Consider the following 16,226-nt stretch of genomic DNA (forward strand, 5'->3'; position numbering starts at 1 on the left):
GGGCACGTGCACGTTATTTTGCCGCGGCCAGCGCATCAACATAAGCTTTCCCGTATTCCGGCAAATCCGGCGGACGGCGGGCGGAAATAATATGTCCGTCGACGACGACCGGTTCATCTTTCCAGACGGCTCCGGCGTTCTCCATATCGTCGCGGATCCCCGGGGTGGAGGTCACGGTCACGCCCTTTAAAATTCCGGCGGAGACAAGCACCCAGCCGGCGTGGCAGATCTGGCCGATCGGCTTTTTCGCGTCATTCATCTCGCGGACGATCTGCAGCACTTTCCCGTACCGGCGCAGCTTGTCCGGAGCCCAACCCCCGGGAACGAGAATGCCGTCGTACCGGCTGGAATCGATTTCCTCAAAGGAAAGTTCGGCTTCGGCGGGGACGCCGTACTTCCCTATGTATTTTTTGCCTTTCTCCGCACCGGCGAGATGGACTTCCGCACCTTCCTCGCGAACGCGATAGACCGGGTACCAGAGCTCCAGATCCTCAAATTCTTCGTCTACTAAAGCGATAATCTTTTTACCAGTAAGTCTCAAAATCGTCTCCTCCTATCATTTGGCGCCCTTGACGAAATTCCCATTCAATATTTTAATTGTATCAAAAATGATAAGTATTTTCATGCCCAGAGGCTCCAAAACGCTTTCCATGGATGGTAAATATAAGTATGTTCTGCTAATGGAAGGAGATACCTCGGGAAGGTCGAATATATATATTATTCATCGTAGCAACTAAAATGTAGTAGATTAAGATGAGGTGGGTACCGTGCGAAAGCACTGTCATTGCGGGCAAATGATGAATCTAGGCTTCAGGGTGGTTATTTTTGAAGGAATCTATGAAATCAGCCGGGTTCCGATTTATGAATGCGAAGATTGCAGTTATTACGAAGTGCTGCCGGAAGTGAAAACGGATTTAACCGACATGCTGGCCAAGCTTAAGCGGGAGCGGGCGGAAGAGCGGATCGATTTTACCGAGCGGAATGAACTGGCCGATCTGATTTTCGGAATTTACCGCCAGTGGAACCGGATGGAGACATCTTCATTTGAAGCCCTGCTCGAGCGGCAATGCGAGGAGAGGATTAACCTTCTGTTGGATTTATTCGGCTGTGCAAAAAATCTGGGCGACACGGCGTGGATGGACGATATTTCCCAACGTTTGGCGCAATTGTCCAAATTTATAAAAAATCGTCAGCTTTCTTAAGCAAAGTTTTGACATTTTCACGTTTTTTTCATTTCAGGTTGTATTTTTATTTCCCTTTTTGATAATATATCAAAAGAAGCTGTGCTGAGTGTTATTGAAAAGGGGTTGGAACGATCATGTCCAAGTGGATCAGAATAACTTCGCCTAAGCAGCTCCATGAGGCGCTTGAGGCTTCGGCAAGCGGGCCGCTTCTGCTCTTCAAACATAGTACACGCTGTCCCATCAGCGCCGGCGCGCTCCGGGAAGCGGAAGCCTATTTGAACGGCAATCCGCGCGAAGACGTTACATACGGGCTGATATATGTCATTGAAGATCGGGCTGTGTCGAATGAGGCCGCCGAGCGGCTGGGCGTCAAACACGAATCCCCACAGGCTATATTGGTAAAGGACGGACAAGCCGTCTGGCACACTTCCCATTCAAGCATTACACAGGCAGCGCTGCAGGGAATTCTGAAAGTATGAAGCGTTGTCATTGCATAAAGTAGTATTTTGTCGTATCATAAATTTAATTGAACTCTGGAACTTTACCGGAAGAACGAGTGAAAATCTATGGCAATGGAGAGAAGATTGTGACGGTTACCATTTACGATGTGGCACGTGAAGCAGGCGTCTCGATGGCCACGGTTTCCCGGGTTGTCAACAACAACCCCAATGTGAAACCGCAGACCCGGAAAAAGGTATACGAAGCGATCGAACGGTTGGGCTACCGTCCAAACGCGGTCGCGCGGGGTCTCGCCAGCAAGAAGACCACCACGGTAGGCGTGGTGATCCCCGATATCTCGAATTCGATTTTTGCGGAAATCGCTCGGGGTATTGAAGATATTGCGAACATGTATCACTATAACATTATTTTATGTAACGCCGACAAGCGCAAGGAGAAGGAGATCCGCGTCATCAACACGCTGCTTGAGAAGCAAGTGGACGGGCTCCTGTTTATGGGCGGTACCGTGACGGACGAGCATATTCAGGCGTTTCAAACGTCGTCGGTTCCGATCGTGCTTTGCGCGACAAGCGATGAGAAAGGGCAATATCCTTCGGTGGATATCGACCATGAAGCGGCTGCGTTTGATGCGGTCAGCACGCTGATCCGCCATGGCCACCGGGATATCGCGATGATCAGCGGAACCCTGCAGGATCCGGCGAACGGTTATGCCCGCTTCCAGGGCTACAAGCGCGCGTTGGAAACGGCGGGAATTCAATACCAGGAAGACCTGGTGCGGATCGGCAACTACCGTTACGAATCCGGCGTGGAAGCGATGAAGTATTTCCTGGGGCTTAAGAAACGGCCTACGGCCATCTTTGCGGCAACGGACGAAATGGCTATCGGCGCGATTCACAGCATTCAGGATGAGGGGCTGAAGGTTCCCGACGATTTTTCGATCATCAGCGTCGACAACATTCGCATGGCTTCGATGGTGCGTCCGCAGCTCACAACCGTCGCCCAGCCAATGTATGATTTGGGTGCGGTGGCAATGCGTTTGCTGACCAAACTGATGAAGAAAGAGAACGTGGAGAATCCTCGCGTGATTTTGCCGCATGAGACGATTTTGCGATTGTCGGTCAGCCACGTGTAATGTGTTTTCTTTGTAGAGAGAGATGAGACACAGAAAAAATATATATGAAAAAGGTTATACGACGGAAAAGCTCCTTTTTAGGAGCTTTTTTGAGTATTGGGGGATACTTGGTCAAAGGAGTGATAAGCATGGCTAAAACGATTGGCCTGATGGGCGCCATGGATGAAGAAATCGCCCTGCTGCTGGAGCGGGTCGAAAATCAGGAAACGGCCGTTATCGCGGGCATCCGCTTTGTGAAAGGAAGTCTGCACGGCAAGGACGTCGTCGTCTGCAAATCCGGGGTCGGGAAAGTCAATGCGGCGTTAGCGGCGCAATTGCTGATCGACCGCTTTGAGGCCGGCGCCATATGGTTTACGGGCGTGGCCGGAGCGGTTCACCCGGATCTGGACGTTGGCGACATCGTCATCTCATCTTCCTGCCAGCAGCATGATATGGACGCAAGTCCGCTCGGGTACCCGCGCGGAAGCGTGCCTTATCAGGAAGTATCCGACTTTCCCGCGGACCCGGTGTTTATCGCTTTGGCCGAAGAGGCCTGCACCCGGCTGTGCCGGGACCATAAATACATCGTCGGCCGGGTGCTGTCCGGCGATCAATTTATCGCCGACCGCGGCTTCGTCAGCTCGGTGCTGTACGGGGAGATGGAAGGCGCCTGCGTGGAAATGGAAGGCGCCGCGCTTGCGCAAGTGTGCGGCATGAACCGGGTGCCGTTCGTCGTGCTGCGCTCCATCTCCGATAAAGCGGACGGTTCGGCGGACGTGAATTTCGCCGAGTTTACAAAGCTGGCCGCGCAGCGTTCGTTTGAAATCTTAAACGATATGGTGCAGCATCTATAAATAGTCCTGCAGGGCAACCGCGAGCGTCTCGCGGTTTTTGGCCGTGATTTCCGCCCGGCGGGGGATGCCGTTCCAATGCGACAGGTCGTCCAGCCAGGCGTCCGGGAGCGAAAAGGACGTTTGGCTTTGCCAACGCTTTGTCCAGGCTTCCGGGAGTCTGGCGTCCGGCTGCCGCGTTAAGGTTTCCTTTAGCGGGTGGCCGCTCATCTCAAGCCAGAGCAGGCTCCAGGCGCGCGGAACGACCCGCCAGAAATCGTAGCCGCCTCCGCCGACCGCGACCCAGCGCCCTTCGCAGTACGTATGGGCCAGCTCGTGCAGGATTTCGGGCATGCGCCGGTAAATCGCCATGCTGCAGTGCATATGGGACAACGGGTCCAGCGCATGGGCGTCGCACCCGTGCAGGCTGACGATCAGATCCGGGCGAAAATGACCGGCCAGGCGCCGAACGGACTGTTCAAAGCACTCCATCCACGAATCGTCTTCGGTATACGGCTGCAGGGGCAGGTTCATGCACGCGCCATAGCCCTGGTGCTCTCCGCGCTCCGGCAAAAATCCGGTCCCCGGAAACAGGTATTTGCCCGTTTCGTGGATCGAATACGTGCATACCTCCGGGTCCGAATAAAAGCTCCACTGCACCCCGTCCCCGTGGTGGACGTCCGTGTCCACGTAAAGCACGCGCGCGCCGTAACGGCGGCGGGCGTAGGAAATCGCCACGGCGGCGTCGTTGTAAACGCAGAAGCCCGCGGCTTTAGCCGAAAGGGCGTGATGCAGCCCGCCGCCCAAATGCAGGGCATGCGTGCTCGCCCCCGACAGCACCGCTTCAACCGCCGCTACGGTGCCGCCTGAGATGCAGGCCGCCGCCTCGTGCATCCCGGCAAAGTACGGGGTGTCTTCATCCAGCAGGCCGTATTGCTCGGCGCGGCTGACCCAGGCCGGATCGGGCGGAGTCAGGCTTAAGTTTTTTACGGCTTCCACGTAAGCGGGCTGATGAACCCACAGCAGTTCCTCCTCCGTTGCCGGACGCTGCCGAAGCAGATGATCCGGCTTCAAGGCGCCAACCTCTTTTAACAAATCCATGGTTAATTCCAAGCGGATCGGATGGAACGGGTGCCGGTCATGAAACCGGTATTTCCGCTCTTGTTCATGGTGAATAAATAAAGCGCTTCCAGGCATGGAATCACACGCCTTCCTTATTGATGCTTGCTAATACATGAAACGCTGCTGAAAACGGATGCGATCGAACTGTTCCTCGGAGGATAAAGGGACCTCCTTGCCGATCCGGACCATCAGGCAATTGGCCGGATGGGAGCAAATTTCCGGATCATCGGTCGCGTACCAGACCATGTCGACCGTCTTCATAAGCCGTTCCATCATTTTGCGGTAATCCCAAACGCTGAGGCCGCTGTTCTTCAAATCCCAATGCCAGTAATATTCGGTCGTAAACACGATATACCGCTCCATTTGCCCATCCTCGAAAGCGGTGCGGATCATTTTCGAGCCGAGTCCCGCGCTGCGGTATTCATCGGCCACCTCGACGGCCCCCAGTTCGATCAGGTCGGGCATGAGCCCCTGGGACCAGCGCTCCAGCTCGTCGGGATAATGGAAAGTAACGTACCCGATAATCGTCGCTTCGCTCCGGGCCAAAATGATCCGGCCTTCCGGGAGTGAGGCGATTTCGACCAGAGCGGCGTGCTGATCCTCGGGCTTCCGAAAAGCGTCCAGATCCGGATGCATCCGCAGCGTTTGGAGATGGGACGGAGTAACGGGACCTTCCACGATAATTTCGCGTTCATGGTAGGGCAGGGTATGGCGGATATAGGTTTTGCGGTGTTCCATTTTGCCGCCTCCTTTGCTCGTTCACCTCACTTATAACAGAAAAATGAAAAAATGAAAAGTGTAGCCTGTGCCGAAAAACCTGTGATATAATGTTCTCCGACATAAAATTTTCACAATTCAAGGCTGTTAATATGGTGGTTGAGCTTGACAAACGGTTCAGAAGTTTTATTCCCCGTTTCTTTCGATTAGAACGGATGCCTGCCCGTCAACAAAAGCTGAAGCAAAAGATTTACCTTACGCTCCTGTGTATCCGTTTTCATGAACTTTGATCTACTGTTTTCTTATTTACAAAGATTAAGGAGGATGAAACGATGAGTCAACTGCAAGGGGAAATCATTGCGGCGGGTGTACCGTCGTCCAACATGAACAGCTACGAAGAAGCCTGCGCCAATTTTAATTGGAACGATGTGGAAAAGCAGTTTTCCTGGCATGTTACAGGCCGGGTAAACTTGGCTTACGAGGCGATCGACCGCCATGTCGATGCCGGGAAGGGGGATAAGCCGGCGCTCTTGTTCAGCGATCCGGTCCGCGAAGAATCCTACACGTTTGAGCAGATGCGGGAGCAGACGAACCGCTGCGCCAATGTGCTGCGCAAATACGGGATCGCTAAGGGGGACCGGGTATTCGTGTTTATGCCGCGGTCGCCCGAGCTTTACATCAGCGTGCTTGGGATTATCAAGGTGGGAGCCGTGGTGGGCCCGCTTTTCGAAGCTTTTATGGAGACGGCGGTCAAAGACCGGCTGGAGGACAGCGGAGCGGTGGCGCTGGTTACGACGCCGGAGCTGCTGCCCCGCGTCAAACGGGAGGAGCTGCCGGCGCTGAAAACGATCTTCGTCGTCGGCGACAACGTAGCCGCGGAACCCGGAATCGTTGATTGGAAATCCGAGCTGGCGGCGGCTTCCCCCGAGGCCGAAATCGAATGGGTGAACCGCGAGGACGGCCTCATTTTACATTATACTTCCGGCTCTACCGGCAAGCCGAAAGGCGTTTACCATGTGCACAATGCGATGATTCAGCACTATCATACCGGCCATGTCGTACTCGATTTGAAAGAAGGGGATATCTATTGGTGCACGGCCGACCCCGGATGGGTGACCGGCACATCCTACGGCATTTTCGCTCCTTGGCTGCACGGGGTGACCAATGTCGTCCGCGGCGGACGCTTCAGCCCGGCCGACTGGTATAGGACGATTCAGAAATATCAAGTGAGCGTCTGGTACAGCGCGCCGACCGCTTTTCGCATGCTGATGGGCGCTGGACAGGACATCATCACGCAATACGATCTGTCTTCGCTGCGCCACGTGTTGTCCGTCGGCGAGCCGCTCAACCCCGAGGTTGTCCGCTGGGGGATGAAGGTATACAACCGCCGGATACACGATACGTGGTGGATGACCGAGACGGGCGGCCAACTGATCTGCAATTACCCGTCGCTGCCGATCAAACCCGGTTCGATGGGAAAACCGGTTCCCGGCATCCAGGCGGCGATCATCGACGATAACGGCAAGGAACTGCCGCCGTACCGGATGGGCAATTTGGCGATCCGCACGCCATGGCCGTCGATGATGCGGCTGATTTGGAACAACGCGCCGAAATACGAAGAGTACTTCCGGATTCCCGGGTGGTACATTTCCGGGGATACGGCGTATATGGACGAGGACGGGTATTTCTGGTTCCAGGGGCGGATCGACGACGTCATCAACTCCTCCGGCGAGCGCATTGGGCCGTTTGAGGTCGAGAGCAAACTGGTCGAGCATCCGGCCGTGGCCGAAGCCGGCGTGATCGGCAAGCCCGATCCCGTGCGCGGAGAGATCATCAAGGCGTTTATATCGTTGCGCGAAGGGTTCGCTCCTTCCGAGGAACTGAAGGCGGAAATCGCCAAATTCGTCAAAGAAGGGCTGTCCGCCCACGCCGCGCCGCGGGAAATCGAATTTAAAGACAAATTGCCCAAAACCCGCTCCGGCAAAATCATGCGCCGCGTGTTAAAAGCTTGGGAACTTAACCTCCCGGCCGGGGATTTATCGACGATTGAGGATTAAAGCGGGTTTTCCCGCTAGATGCAATAAGCCCCTCCGAAGAGCGCTCGGAGGGGCTTTCCCTTGCTTATCTGGTTTTAGCGCCAGCTTATTTACTGTACTGCACCGGAGACGATGCCGGGGATTCGCCCAGCACGTTCACCGCCGTAACCTTGACCCAGACGGTGCCGGAGTCGGTTTTGAATGAATACTGCGTATCGGCGGTCGAGCCGGCTTTGGAATACGTGCCGTCCGCCGCATCGGACACGTACACGTTATAGCTGGTGACGAGGTCCAGAGCCGGGTTGGCTTCCCAGCTTGCCGTAAACCCTCGTTCGTCCTTCTTAATGCTCACCTGAGCGGGAGAAGCGGGGAGCGAACCGTCCGTGCCGTTCTCCCCGGCCGTTCCCCCATCTTCCGGCGTTTCGGCGCTGCTGTCCGGAGGCGTAACGCCGTCCGGGTTCATGCCTCCCAATAAACCGACAATCGCGCTAGGTTCCGACTCCTTGCCGGCTACGTCCACGGCCGTAACGTAATAAGAAGTGGCCGGACCGGCGGCGTTGGCGTCGGTGATCGACAAATCGTCGCCGATGAGCGCCGCTTTGCCGGTATATTGGAACTTCACCCCGTCATCCGAGCGGTACAGTCGGTAGCCGACAACGTCTTTTTCGCTGTTTGCGCCAAACGTTACCGTGGCCGTGCTTCCGTTTATCTTGAGCGCGACGCCCCCCGGGGACGCCGGCGCATTACCGTCGTCGGTGCGCGGGTCAGGCTTATACGGCGCGTCCTCGCCGGCGTCCCTCGGCATGTAGTAACTCAGCGATCTGTGGCTGCCCTTCATGACGGAAAACGCGTTCTGCAGCTCTTTCACCAGCTCGGAGATCGGCTTCTCGCGGCGAACGACCACTTTTTCGCGCTGCATATCGGACGGCGTCGTTTCCAGGGGAACGTAGTTCACCCCATCGTAGGTGACGTATTTCGCCCGTACCAGAACGTCCTCGGATTTGGTCGGGACGTATTTGGCGTTGAAGATATCCGTCACCAGCTTGCCGGCCTGCTGCGTCAATTGGGTCGGCAGTTTGCCGCTATAGCCGGAGACCGTTTTGGTGACGATTCCGTCCGGCTTTTTGAATTCCTTCGTGGCAAACAGGTCCGGTTCGTTTGCGGTGACCTCGTTCATGACGAGCGACCATATTTTCCGGGCCCGCGATTTACCGGCATCGGAGAGCGTGTTTACGGAATCGCGATAGCCGATCCATACGCCGAGCGTAACGTCCGGCGAGTAGCCCATAAACCAGACGTCCGCGTAATTTTGCGTGGTGCCGGTTTTGCCGACGACGGGAATTTTTCCGTAGTTTTTAAAGTCTCTTTTGATCGAACTGCCCGTCCCGTCCCGAATGACGGTGCGCAGCATATCGGTCATCAAATAGGCGGTTTGCTCGGAAAACACCTGCTTCGGTTCGTTCTTGTGCTTGTAGACGACCTTTCCTTTGGCATCGACGATTTTTTCGATCATGTAGGCATCGACGAACTTTCCGCCGTTCGGGATCGCGCTGTAGGCGTTCGTCAGTTCCTCTACGGTAACGCCGTATTTCAGACCGCCGAGCACGCCGGTTTGCGCATTGTAATCCTCGTCTTCGAGGGTGGTGATCCCGAGTTTTTTCGCGAAATCCCAAGCTTTGTCGATCCCGACGATGTTGTTGAACACCTTGAGCGCCGGGATGTTGCGGGATTCGTTAAGCGCCGTTCTCGCCGTAACCAGGCCTTTGTAGCCGCCGCTGGAATTTACGGGGATGTGATACCCCTTTTGGTAATCCCGCAGAATGATCGGCGAATCGTCGATGATGCTGGCCGGCTGAACTAAGCCCGCATCAAGCGCCGGCAAATAAGCGGCGATCGGCTTCATCGTGGAGCCGGGCTGCCGTTTCATTTGCGTCGCATAGTTCATTTGCTCCGTATAGAAATCGCGTCCCTCGATCATGCCCAAAATCGCGCCGGTATCATTGTCGAGCATCATTGCCGCAACCTGCTCCAGCCCTTTCTTTTCACTGTATGGCGAAAAATTATCCGCATTTTCGGACACTTTGTGCATCGAGTTGTATACCTGCTTATCGATCGTGGTATACACTTTGTATCCCCCGGTCAACAGCTCCTGCCGGGCATCCTCGAGAATTTGCGGGCGGCTGGCCGCCTGTTCCTTGGTCAGCTCCGGATTGCGCAGCATCGCAAGCACGATAGCGCCTTGCCGTTCCGTCTCCAGCATCAAATAAGGGTAAGTGTCGTAAGCTTTTTTGGTTTGCTGCGCCAGCGAACCTTTCAGATCAAAAGCCAGCGCCTCCTGATACTGGGCCTGGGTAATTTTGTTCTCTTCCAGCATGCGCTGCAGTACGAGCTGCTGGCGCTTCATCGCTCTTCCGAAGGCTTCCTCGTTAAATTCCCCTTTGCCGTTAAAGGCCGAATAGGAGGAAGGAAGCTGCGGAAGTCCGGCCAAATAAGCGGTCTGCGCGATGTTCAGGTCCTCCAGATTGGAGATGTTGAAGATTCCTTTGGCCGCCGCCTTGATCCCGTAGACCTGGTATCCGTTCGATCCGTTGCCGAAAGGAACTTTGTTCAAATAAGCCGTAATGATTTCTTCCTTGGATAAAAAACGTTCCAGCCGGAGCGCCAGCAGTATTTCCTTGACCTTCCGGTCTTCCGTGCGTTCCAAATTCAGAAAGACGCGCCGCGCGAGCTGCTGGGTCAGCGTACTCCCGCCGGTCTGTACGCTCTCATGGAGCAGCCTCTGCTTTACGGCCCGGAGCGTTCCTTTAAAGTCGACCCCGATATGCTCGTTAAAATGATTGTCCTCAATCGCGATCACCGCATCGATGACCGATTGGGGGATTTGCTGGTAAGAAACCGGACGGCGGTCTTCCTCCGAGCGAAGCTGGCCGATCGCCTGCCCGTCGCGGAAATACGCGAACCCCGTCATCTCGTTATAATTGATTTTTGCTTCAATGTCGGCCCGCGACCGCACGGGATCGTCCTTGACGATCGAGGAGACGTAACCGAACACGGCGCCCCCCGCAAACAGACCTCCCGCAAATCCAAGGAGAACGAGCCAGCCTAGCGTCGCCCAGATCCAGCGGCCTTTCCTGCGCCGCCGAACCGGTTTGCCGCTCCTTGATCTGCGCTTTTTTTGCTGGCCGGAGTTGTTTTCGTTATCATGAACCATCAATGATCCTCCTTTATAAACAGCAACATTATAGCATAAAAATGGTCTATTGGTTGTTTTTTCATCCTATTTGGCTGAGGATTGACTTCGTAAACGGGATTATGTTATAAAATAATTTAAATGCATATCGTCAAAGGCGTGGAAAGACTTAGTAGAAAGCGGAATCCCGCCGCTCAGAGAATCGGTGGCCGCTGCGAACCGAATGGGCGGATCCCTTTTGAATTACCGTCTGGAGCCGTCCGGGGGAACGCGGCCCTAAGCCGCAAGTAGTCCGGTTCCGGGATGACCGTTATAAGAATGAAGTGAAAACCGTTTCGTTTGCTTGCTGCGGCCTGCGGCGGGTTAACGCGGTTTTAATTAGGGTGGTAACGCGAGCGCTCCTTCTCGTCCCTTGGGACGGAAGGAGCTTTTTTGCGTTTTGCTGGTTTGACGGTTGTTCCAATTTTTAAGCTGGAGGAGTGTTTGTTATGAAATGGGAAGAGTTGACGCCTGAGCAGCAGGCGGAGGTGGAGCGCCAGTTGAAAGTAATTTCCCGGGGGGTCGTCGAGATTGTCCCCGAGGATGAACTGAGGCAAAAGGTGATGAAATCGGTCGTCACCGGAACGCCGCTTAAGGTCAAGCTGGGGCTTGATCCGTCGGCCCCCGATATTCACGTCGGGCACACGGTCGTAATGCAGAAGCTGCGCCAATTTCAGGAGCTTGGCCATCAGGTCCGCCTCATCATCGGGGATTTTACGGGGCGGATCGGCGACCCGACCGGCAAATCGGAAACCCGCAAGCAGTTGACCGAGGAAGATGTGCTGCGGAATGCGGAAACGTACCGGCAGCAGATTTTTAAAATTTTGGATCCGGAAAAAACGCAGGTTCATTTCAACTCCGAATGGCTGGCTCCGATGACGTTTGCCGACGTCGTCAAGCTGGCGGCCAAAGTGACGGTAGCCCGGATGCTGGAGCGGGACGACTTCACCAAACGCTACCAAAGCGGCCAACCGATCAGCATTCACGAATTTTTCTACCCGCTGATGCAGGGGATGGACTCCGTGGCGCTGGAGAGCGACATCGAGCTTGGCGGAACCGACCAGAAGTTCAACCTGCTGATGGGCCGGACGCTGCAGAAGGAATACGGTAAAGATACCCAGATCGCGATTATGACGCCGATTATCGAAGGTCTCGACGGCGTGCAGAAGATGAGCAAAAGCCTTGGCAACTACATCGGCATCGACGAGGAGCCGAACGAAATCTACGGCAAAGCGATGTCCGTGCCGGACGAGCTGATGCTGAAATATTACGAGCTGGTGACGGATTTGCCTGGAGAAGAGCTGGAGGCTCTTGCGGAAGGTCTTAAAACGGGCAGCGTCCACCCGCGCGACGCGAAGATGAAGCTGGCGTTCACGCTGGTCCGGATGTACCATGGCGCAGATGCGGCGAATGCCGCGCAGGAGCATTTCGTAACGGTGTTCCAGCAGCGGGCTTTGCCGGAGGATATCGAAGAGAAGGAGATCCCCGCAGGAGAGCTGGAGGACGGGAAAATCCGCCTGATCAAGCTGCTGACGCTGATCGGTTTCGCCGCCTCAAACGGGGAAGCGAGACGCAGCATCCAGCAGGGGGCGGTTAAACTTAACGAAGAGAAGCTGACCGACCCGAACGCGGAGGTCGCTTTGTCCGGCGGGGAAGTCATTCAGGTGGGAAAACGGAAATTCGCCAAGCTGACGGTGAAATAAAGAGAATTCAACTCATTCGTTTGGAAGATTTACACATTATAGAAACGCCGGAGCGAATTGCTCCGGCGTTTTTTTCTATAACCTAAGAGGGCGCGGCGATATTTAAAATCATGAGACGAATTTCCTGAGTTTTAATGCTTACTTAATGAGAATTTCGGCTTTCGCGGAAACCTGCCTTCCTTAAAATCGCCTATTTTTTATGGTTTGCCTGCAGTAATTAGGTTCTTTTAACAGTATGGGCGAGTTCCGTTCCTTTAGTATTGAACCTTAATCCTTGGAGTTTATACATTCTGGCGTGATGTCTAAAGAACGGCCACGGTTACTTTTTTGGAAAAAATTTTGGGTTTTTAAAACTTTTTCGTTAGCCCATCCGTTTACGCCATGTGTCGACCGATCGGAACATAAGACACTAAAAAATAGGCGGAAGGATGGAAAGATAAAATGAAACACAATTTTTACAAGGTTTTGAGTACGGCCGCACTGGCCGCAATCATTGCCGGCGCGGGGACGGTTGGTGTTATGCGGTCTGTTCAGGCTTCTCCGCCAGCTCCGGCAGCGAAGTCCGCTGTGCCGCAAGAGGCCGCACAAGCTTCACAAACTTCACAAGCCGAAAAGGCCGAACATGCCGGGCAAACGGCCGGTCTGAACAACGTGGATCAAAAGCTGATCGACGCCGCGCAAGCGAAGCTCAAAGAGTTTGTTAAGGAACCGGTTGCTTTCCTCAAGGCGGAAACCGCAAAGCTTGGCGATGAGGAGGCCGTTTGTTTCGTTATCAGCGAGACAAAGATGGGTTCCGAGACTTCCCCTAACGAAAATGTAACGGTAAAACGCGACGGTACGGTGGTAAATCTTTATCTTATCACCTCGTACAAAGAACTTAACGATAACGTCAAGGCAAAGCTGGACCTCGCCTGGAAGCAGGCCTACAACAAAGATTCAAGCGGCATTGAGCGGGTGTTCGTTCATTATACAAATTCCGAATTTTATTACACGGGGTTGGATTATACCAACATAACAGCCGCCAACAGTAAAAAAGAGTCCGTAGATCTGATAAACGGAAAACTGGATTATAGCGGCGGAAAACTGGAGGAGCAAGAAGTGCCGCCCGCAATCAATAAGGCGGCGGCCGAGACCCTTTCCCGCGCCGGAGCGACCTCGAAGGGAAGCCCTGACGTAACCTTCGGCAAAAAACCGAACGGAAAGAAAGTGTACTATTTTACGTACGGAGAGACGAATAAAGGGGAAGTGAAAGTTAACGTTGAAGAAACGACCAACCGGCTGCTCGGCCTGAGCTTGGAGGACTCGTCCCTGCTCAAGGACCTCTCCCAAGTAAGCAAGGAAAACGCGGAGGAGGAAACGAACGCCATCCGTGAAAAAGTGAACGGATACGGGTTGGACGAATTAAAGAAGGCGGCTGTAGAGCAGGCTAAAGCGATGCTGAATCTGGATTTGTCGGACTACACCGCGAAGCGGGATGAAACATCCAAGTCTTCTTACCATAATTCAGTAGTCTTTACCAAAGAAGGCGCTCCCGGCGTAACGGGTTACTTTAACGCCAAAGGGTTCTTCCACGGCTTTAATATTGAGCAATAACCGGAGTATACTTGACCGCGAATAAGCTAAGTTTTTAAGCGCAATCCGGCTCGAGCCGATTTTTGACTTGGGCCGGCTTAACCTAGAAATGGTACTTGACAACCGGCTACTTGAACGAGTACCCGCCAGCTTTGAGAATAGCGGTACTTTATGTCCTTATTATCCGGAGCCTGGCAGGTTCATCTCCATTAGCGGCATTTTATGTACTTATTTTCCTATGAACAGTCTGGAATGGGGGATTTCCTTGCAACAGGGGAAAATAGCGACATAAATCGCCGGAATAACGCGCGTTTTTGTCCTTATGTTTTTCGTCTCAGTCCAAGTGCCAGCGTGTCGGAAGGCTGAACGTATAGGACGAAGCTGTTCCGGATATCCGTTTACGCAATGTGCCGTTCAAATCGGGAACGGGCGCTAAAAAAGTTAAGAGAAAGGGAAGAAAAAATGAAATCCAGTTTTTACAAGGTTGTATGCACGGCCGCCCTGGCGGCGATCATTGCCGGCACGGGAGCCATCGGCGCGGCTGGGACGGTACAGACGGCATCGGCGGCGGAAGCCGGACAAACGGAGCAAACGGTCAATATAAAAAATGTGGACAAGAAGCTGGTCGACGCCGCGCTGGCCAAGCTCAAAGAGTACGCCAAGGGATCGGTTTCCTTCAGCAAGGCGGAGACGACCGAATATAACGGCGAGGTAGTCAGTCTCTCCTGGCAAAAAAACGGCCAATTGTCCGGTTCGGTGTATGTGAAGCCTGACGGTAAAGTGGTTAGAGTCTATCTTGATCTAAAATACGCACAACTTAACGATACGCTGAAATCTAAGCTGAGCAGCGCCTGGAAGCAGTTATACCAAAAAACGCCCTCCGGATTTACGAGTGTGGACGTTAATTATTTGGAAGACGGTTCTACCGATATCATGGCTTTTTGCAATAATGAGCGGATTACCCTTGTGGACGGAAAAGTGGAAAGCGGCGGCGGATCATTGAAATCGATGCCGGCGGCAATCCAAAAAGCGGCGGCCCAGGCGCTTTCCCGCGTCGGAGCGAAGGCGAAGGGCAGTCCGAGAATATACTACAGTCTCAAGCCGAACAAAAAGAAGGTGTATGAATTAGAGTACTCCACCAATAAAGGCAATATTGAGCTGGAGATTGAAGAGACGACCAACCGGCTGCTCGGCATCGACCTGGGATATTTGTCCTTGATTAAGGAGCTTGGCAATGTAAGCAAAGAAAACCCGGGCGAAGAAACAAAGGCTATCCAAGATAAAGTGAAATCTTACACTCTGGACGATTTAAAGAAGTCGGCCGTAAAGCAAGCCAAGGAGATCATGAACCTGGATTTGGCGGAGTATGGTGCGGAGTTAAAGGATGTCAACACGTATCCGTATGTCGTCTTTAGCAAAAAGGGTTCGCCCGCGGTAAAAGGGTATTTTAACAGCAAAGGCGAGTTCCATTCTTTTGTCATTGAACATTAATAGAAACGGCGTATGGGGATCCTGCCCGTTAGCCTGCAAGCAGGCCGTCCTTACATACGGCCAAAGGGCCCGAGTCGACATCGACTTGGGCCCTTTGCGTGTAAGCAAAATCTTAACGGTTGTAGAACTCGACGATTTGCTTCTCGTCGATGTCTTGCGACAGCTCCGAACGTTCAGGCAAACGGATCAGTTTGCCTTCCATGGCGGTGTCGTTGTACTCCAGGTAAGCCGGAAGATGCGTGCGGTTTTCCAAAGCTTCCTTGATGGAAGAAAGGCCGCGGCTTCTTTCACGCAGGCTGATGACGTCGCCAACGCTTACGCGGAAAGACGCGATGTCCACTTTCTTGCCGTTGACGGTTACGTGGCCGTGGGATACCAACTGGCGCGCTCCCGCGCGGGAGTTGGCGAAGCCCAGACGGTAAACGAGGTTGTCCAAACGGCTTTCAAGCAGGAACATGAAGTTTTCGCCGGCGATACCAGGAAGTTTCTGCGCTTTCTCGAACAGGGTGCGGAATTGCTTCTCGCCCAAACCGTACATATGGCGCAATTTTTGTTTCTCGAGCAGCTGTGCGCCGTAGTTGCTTACTTTTCTGCGTTGGTTGGGACCATGTTGTCCCGGAGGGAATGGGCGTTTCAAATCTTTGCCTGTACCGCTCAAGGAAATGCCCAGGCGGCGGCTGAGTTTAAATTTAGGACCAGTGTAACGTGCCATTGTATAGGTAGACTCCTTTGTGTTTGAAATTTCGCGTAGGGTTCTACTTATGCGGGTTTT

At 53.8% G+C, this 16,226-nt stretch carries 13 protein-coding genes and 1 other annotated feature; of the genes, 8 read left to right on the forward strand and 5 right to left on the reverse strand.

The genetic code is table 11. The features are described from left to right. Positions 1 to 13: 13 nt before the first annotated feature. Positions 14 to 544, reverse strand: a complete 531-nt coding sequence (locus NYE74_RS14960; RefSeq protein ID WP_036627906.1) for a type 1 glutamine amidotransferase domain-containing protein — start codon at positions 542 to 544, stop codon at positions 14 to 16. A 223-nt stretch (positions 545 to 767) separates the two neighbouring features. Here NYE74_RS14960 and NYE74_RS14965 point away from each other — a divergent pair, with 223 nt between their 5' ends. The 4 genes from NYE74_RS14965 (at position 768) to NYE74_RS14980 (ending at position 3,608) form a co-directional block, all read left to right on the forward strand. Next, a complete protein-coding gene (locus NYE74_RS14965; RefSeq protein WP_124332983.1) occupies positions 768 to 1,202 on the forward strand; it encodes a hypothetical protein in 435 nt (144 codons plus the stop codon). 116 nt (positions 1,203 to 1,318) lie between these two features. Continuing rightward, entirely contained in the window at positions 1,319 to 1,663 is a 345-nt protein-coding gene (gene ytxJ, locus NYE74_RS14970; RefSeq protein ID WP_036621527.1) for a bacillithiol system redox-active protein YtxJ, read from the forward strand. Positions 1,664 to 1,770: 107 nt separating this feature from the next. Further along, on the forward strand, positions 1,771 to 2,775 hold the full coding sequence (gene ccpA, locus NYE74_RS14975; RefSeq protein WP_036621529.1) for a catabolite control protein A: 1,005 nt from the start codon (positions 1,771 to 1,773) through the stop codon (positions 2,773 to 2,775). 128 nt (positions 2,776 to 2,903) lie between these two features. After that, the gene (locus NYE74_RS14980; RefSeq protein WP_124332982.1) at positions 2,904 to 3,608 is read left to right on the forward strand and encodes a 5'-methylthioadenosine/adenosylhomocysteine nucleosidase; all 705 of its coding nucleotides are present in this window, start codon (positions 2,904 to 2,906) and stop codon (positions 3,606 to 3,608) included. Here NYE74_RS14980 and NYE74_RS14985 read toward each other — a convergent pair. Together NYE74_RS14985 and NYE74_RS14990 are read right to left on the reverse strand one after the other, a co-directional pair. Further along, on the reverse strand, positions 3,603 to 4,781 hold the full coding sequence (locus NYE74_RS14985; RefSeq protein ID WP_036621534.1) for an acetoin utilization protein AcuC: 1,179 nt from the start codon (positions 4,779 to 4,781) through the stop codon (positions 3,603 to 3,605). The two genes, NYE74_RS14980 and NYE74_RS14985, sit on opposite strands and share 6 nt — an antisense overlap. Before the next feature lie 30 nt (positions 4,782 to 4,811). Then, a complete protein-coding gene (locus NYE74_RS14990) occupies positions 4,812 to 5,444 on the reverse strand; it encodes a GNAT family N-acetyltransferase (RefSeq protein ID WP_328270898.1) in 633 nt (210 codons plus the stop codon). A gap of 311 nt (positions 5,445 to 5,755) precedes the next feature. Here NYE74_RS14990 and acsA point away from each other — a divergent pair, with 311 nt between their 5' ends. After that, positions 5,756 to 7,480: an acetate--CoA ligase gene (acsA, locus tag NYE74_RS14995; RefSeq protein WP_328270899.1), complete on the forward strand. Its 1,725-nt coding sequence runs from the start codon at positions 5,756 to 5,758 to the stop codon at positions 7,478 to 7,480. Between the two features lie 85 nt (positions 7,481 to 7,565). Here acsA and NYE74_RS15000 read toward each other — a convergent pair whose 3' ends face one another. Then, positions 7,566 to 10,670, reverse strand: coding sequence for a transglycosylase domain-containing protein (locus tag NYE74_RS15000; RefSeq protein ID WP_328270900.1), 3,105 nt, complete (start codon positions 10,668 to 10,670; stop codon positions 7,566 to 7,568). A 130-nt stretch (positions 10,671 to 10,800) separates the two neighbouring features. Next, positions 10,801 to 11,065, forward strand: a binding site (T-box leader). A gap of 72 nt (positions 11,066 to 11,137) precedes the next feature. Here NYE74_RS15000 and tyrS point away from each other — a divergent pair. The 3 genes from tyrS to NYE74_RS15015 all read left to right on the forward strand — a co-directional run bounded on the left by tyrS (position 11,138) and on the right by NYE74_RS15015 (position 15,454). Continuing rightward, on the forward strand, positions 11,138 to 12,391 hold the full coding sequence (gene tyrS, locus NYE74_RS15005; RefSeq protein WP_328270901.1) for a tyrosine--tRNA ligase: 1,254 nt from the start codon (positions 11,138 to 11,140) through the stop codon (positions 12,389 to 12,391). A 441-nt stretch (positions 12,392 to 12,832) separates the two neighbouring features. Continuing rightward, positions 12,833 to 13,984, forward strand: coding sequence for a hypothetical protein (locus NYE74_RS15010; protein WP_328270902.1), 1,152 nt, complete (start codon positions 12,833 to 12,835; stop codon positions 13,982 to 13,984). A gap of 441 nt (positions 13,985 to 14,425) precedes the next feature. Continuing rightward, entirely contained in the window at positions 14,426 to 15,454 is a 1,029-nt protein-coding gene (locus NYE74_RS15015; RefSeq protein WP_328270903.1) for a hypothetical protein, read from the forward strand. Positions 15,455 to 15,566: 112 nt separating this feature from the next. Here the strand turns inward: NYE74_RS15015 and rpsD are convergent, their stop codons facing one another. Continuing rightward, on the reverse strand, positions 15,567 to 16,166 hold the full coding sequence (gene rpsD / locus NYE74_RS15020; RefSeq protein ID WP_036621550.1) for a 30S ribosomal protein S4: 600 nt from the start codon (positions 16,164 to 16,166) through the stop codon (positions 15,567 to 15,569). Positions 16,167 to 16,226 lie beyond the last annotated feature (60 nt).

It is taken from the genome of Paenibacillus sp. FSL P4-0127 (genome assembly GCF_038007325.1).
GTDB classification, from domain to species: domain Bacteria; phylum Bacillota; class Bacilli; order Paenibacillales; family Paenibacillaceae; genus Fontibacillus; species Fontibacillus macerans.

Bases quoted from the DNA above. Each gene is read 5' to 3' on its own strand.
- ytxJ (WP_036621527.1), top strand. From the start codon at position 1,319: ATGTCCAAGTGGATCAGAATAACTTCGCCTAAGCAGCTCCATGAGGCG.
- NYE74_RS14980 (WP_124332982.1), top strand. From the start codon at position 2,904: ATGGCTAAAACGATTGGCCTGATGGGCGCCATGGATGAAGAAATCGCC.
- NYE74_RS14985 (WP_036621534.1), bottom strand. From the start codon at position 4,781: ATGCCTGGAAGCGCTTTATTTATTCACCATGAACAAGAGCGGAAATAC.
- NYE74_RS14990 (WP_328270898.1), bottom strand. From the start codon at position 5,444: ATGGAACACCGCAAAACCTATATCCGCCATACCCTGCCCTACCATGAA.
- acsA (WP_328270899.1), top strand. From the start codon at position 5,756: ATGAGTCAACTGCAAGGGGAAATCATTGCGGCGGGTGTACCGTCGTCC.
- NYE74_RS15000 (WP_328270900.1), bottom strand. From the start codon at position 10,670: ATGGTTCATGATAACGAAAACAACTCCGGCCAGCAAAAAAAGCGCAGA.
- tyrS (WP_328270901.1), top strand. From the start codon at position 11,138: ATGAAATGGGAAGAGTTGACGCCTGAGCAGCAGGCGGAGGTGGAGCGC.
- NYE74_RS15010 (WP_328270902.1), top strand. From the start codon at position 12,833: ATGAAACACAATTTTTACAAGGTTTTGAGTACGGCCGCACTGGCCGCA.
- NYE74_RS15015 (WP_328270903.1), top strand. From the start codon at position 14,426: ATGAAATCCAGTTTTTACAAGGTTGTATGCACGGCCGCCCTGGCGGCG.
- rpsD (WP_036621550.1), bottom strand. From the start codon at position 16,166: ATGGCACGTTACACTGGTCCTAAATTTAAACTCAGCCGCCGCCTGGGC.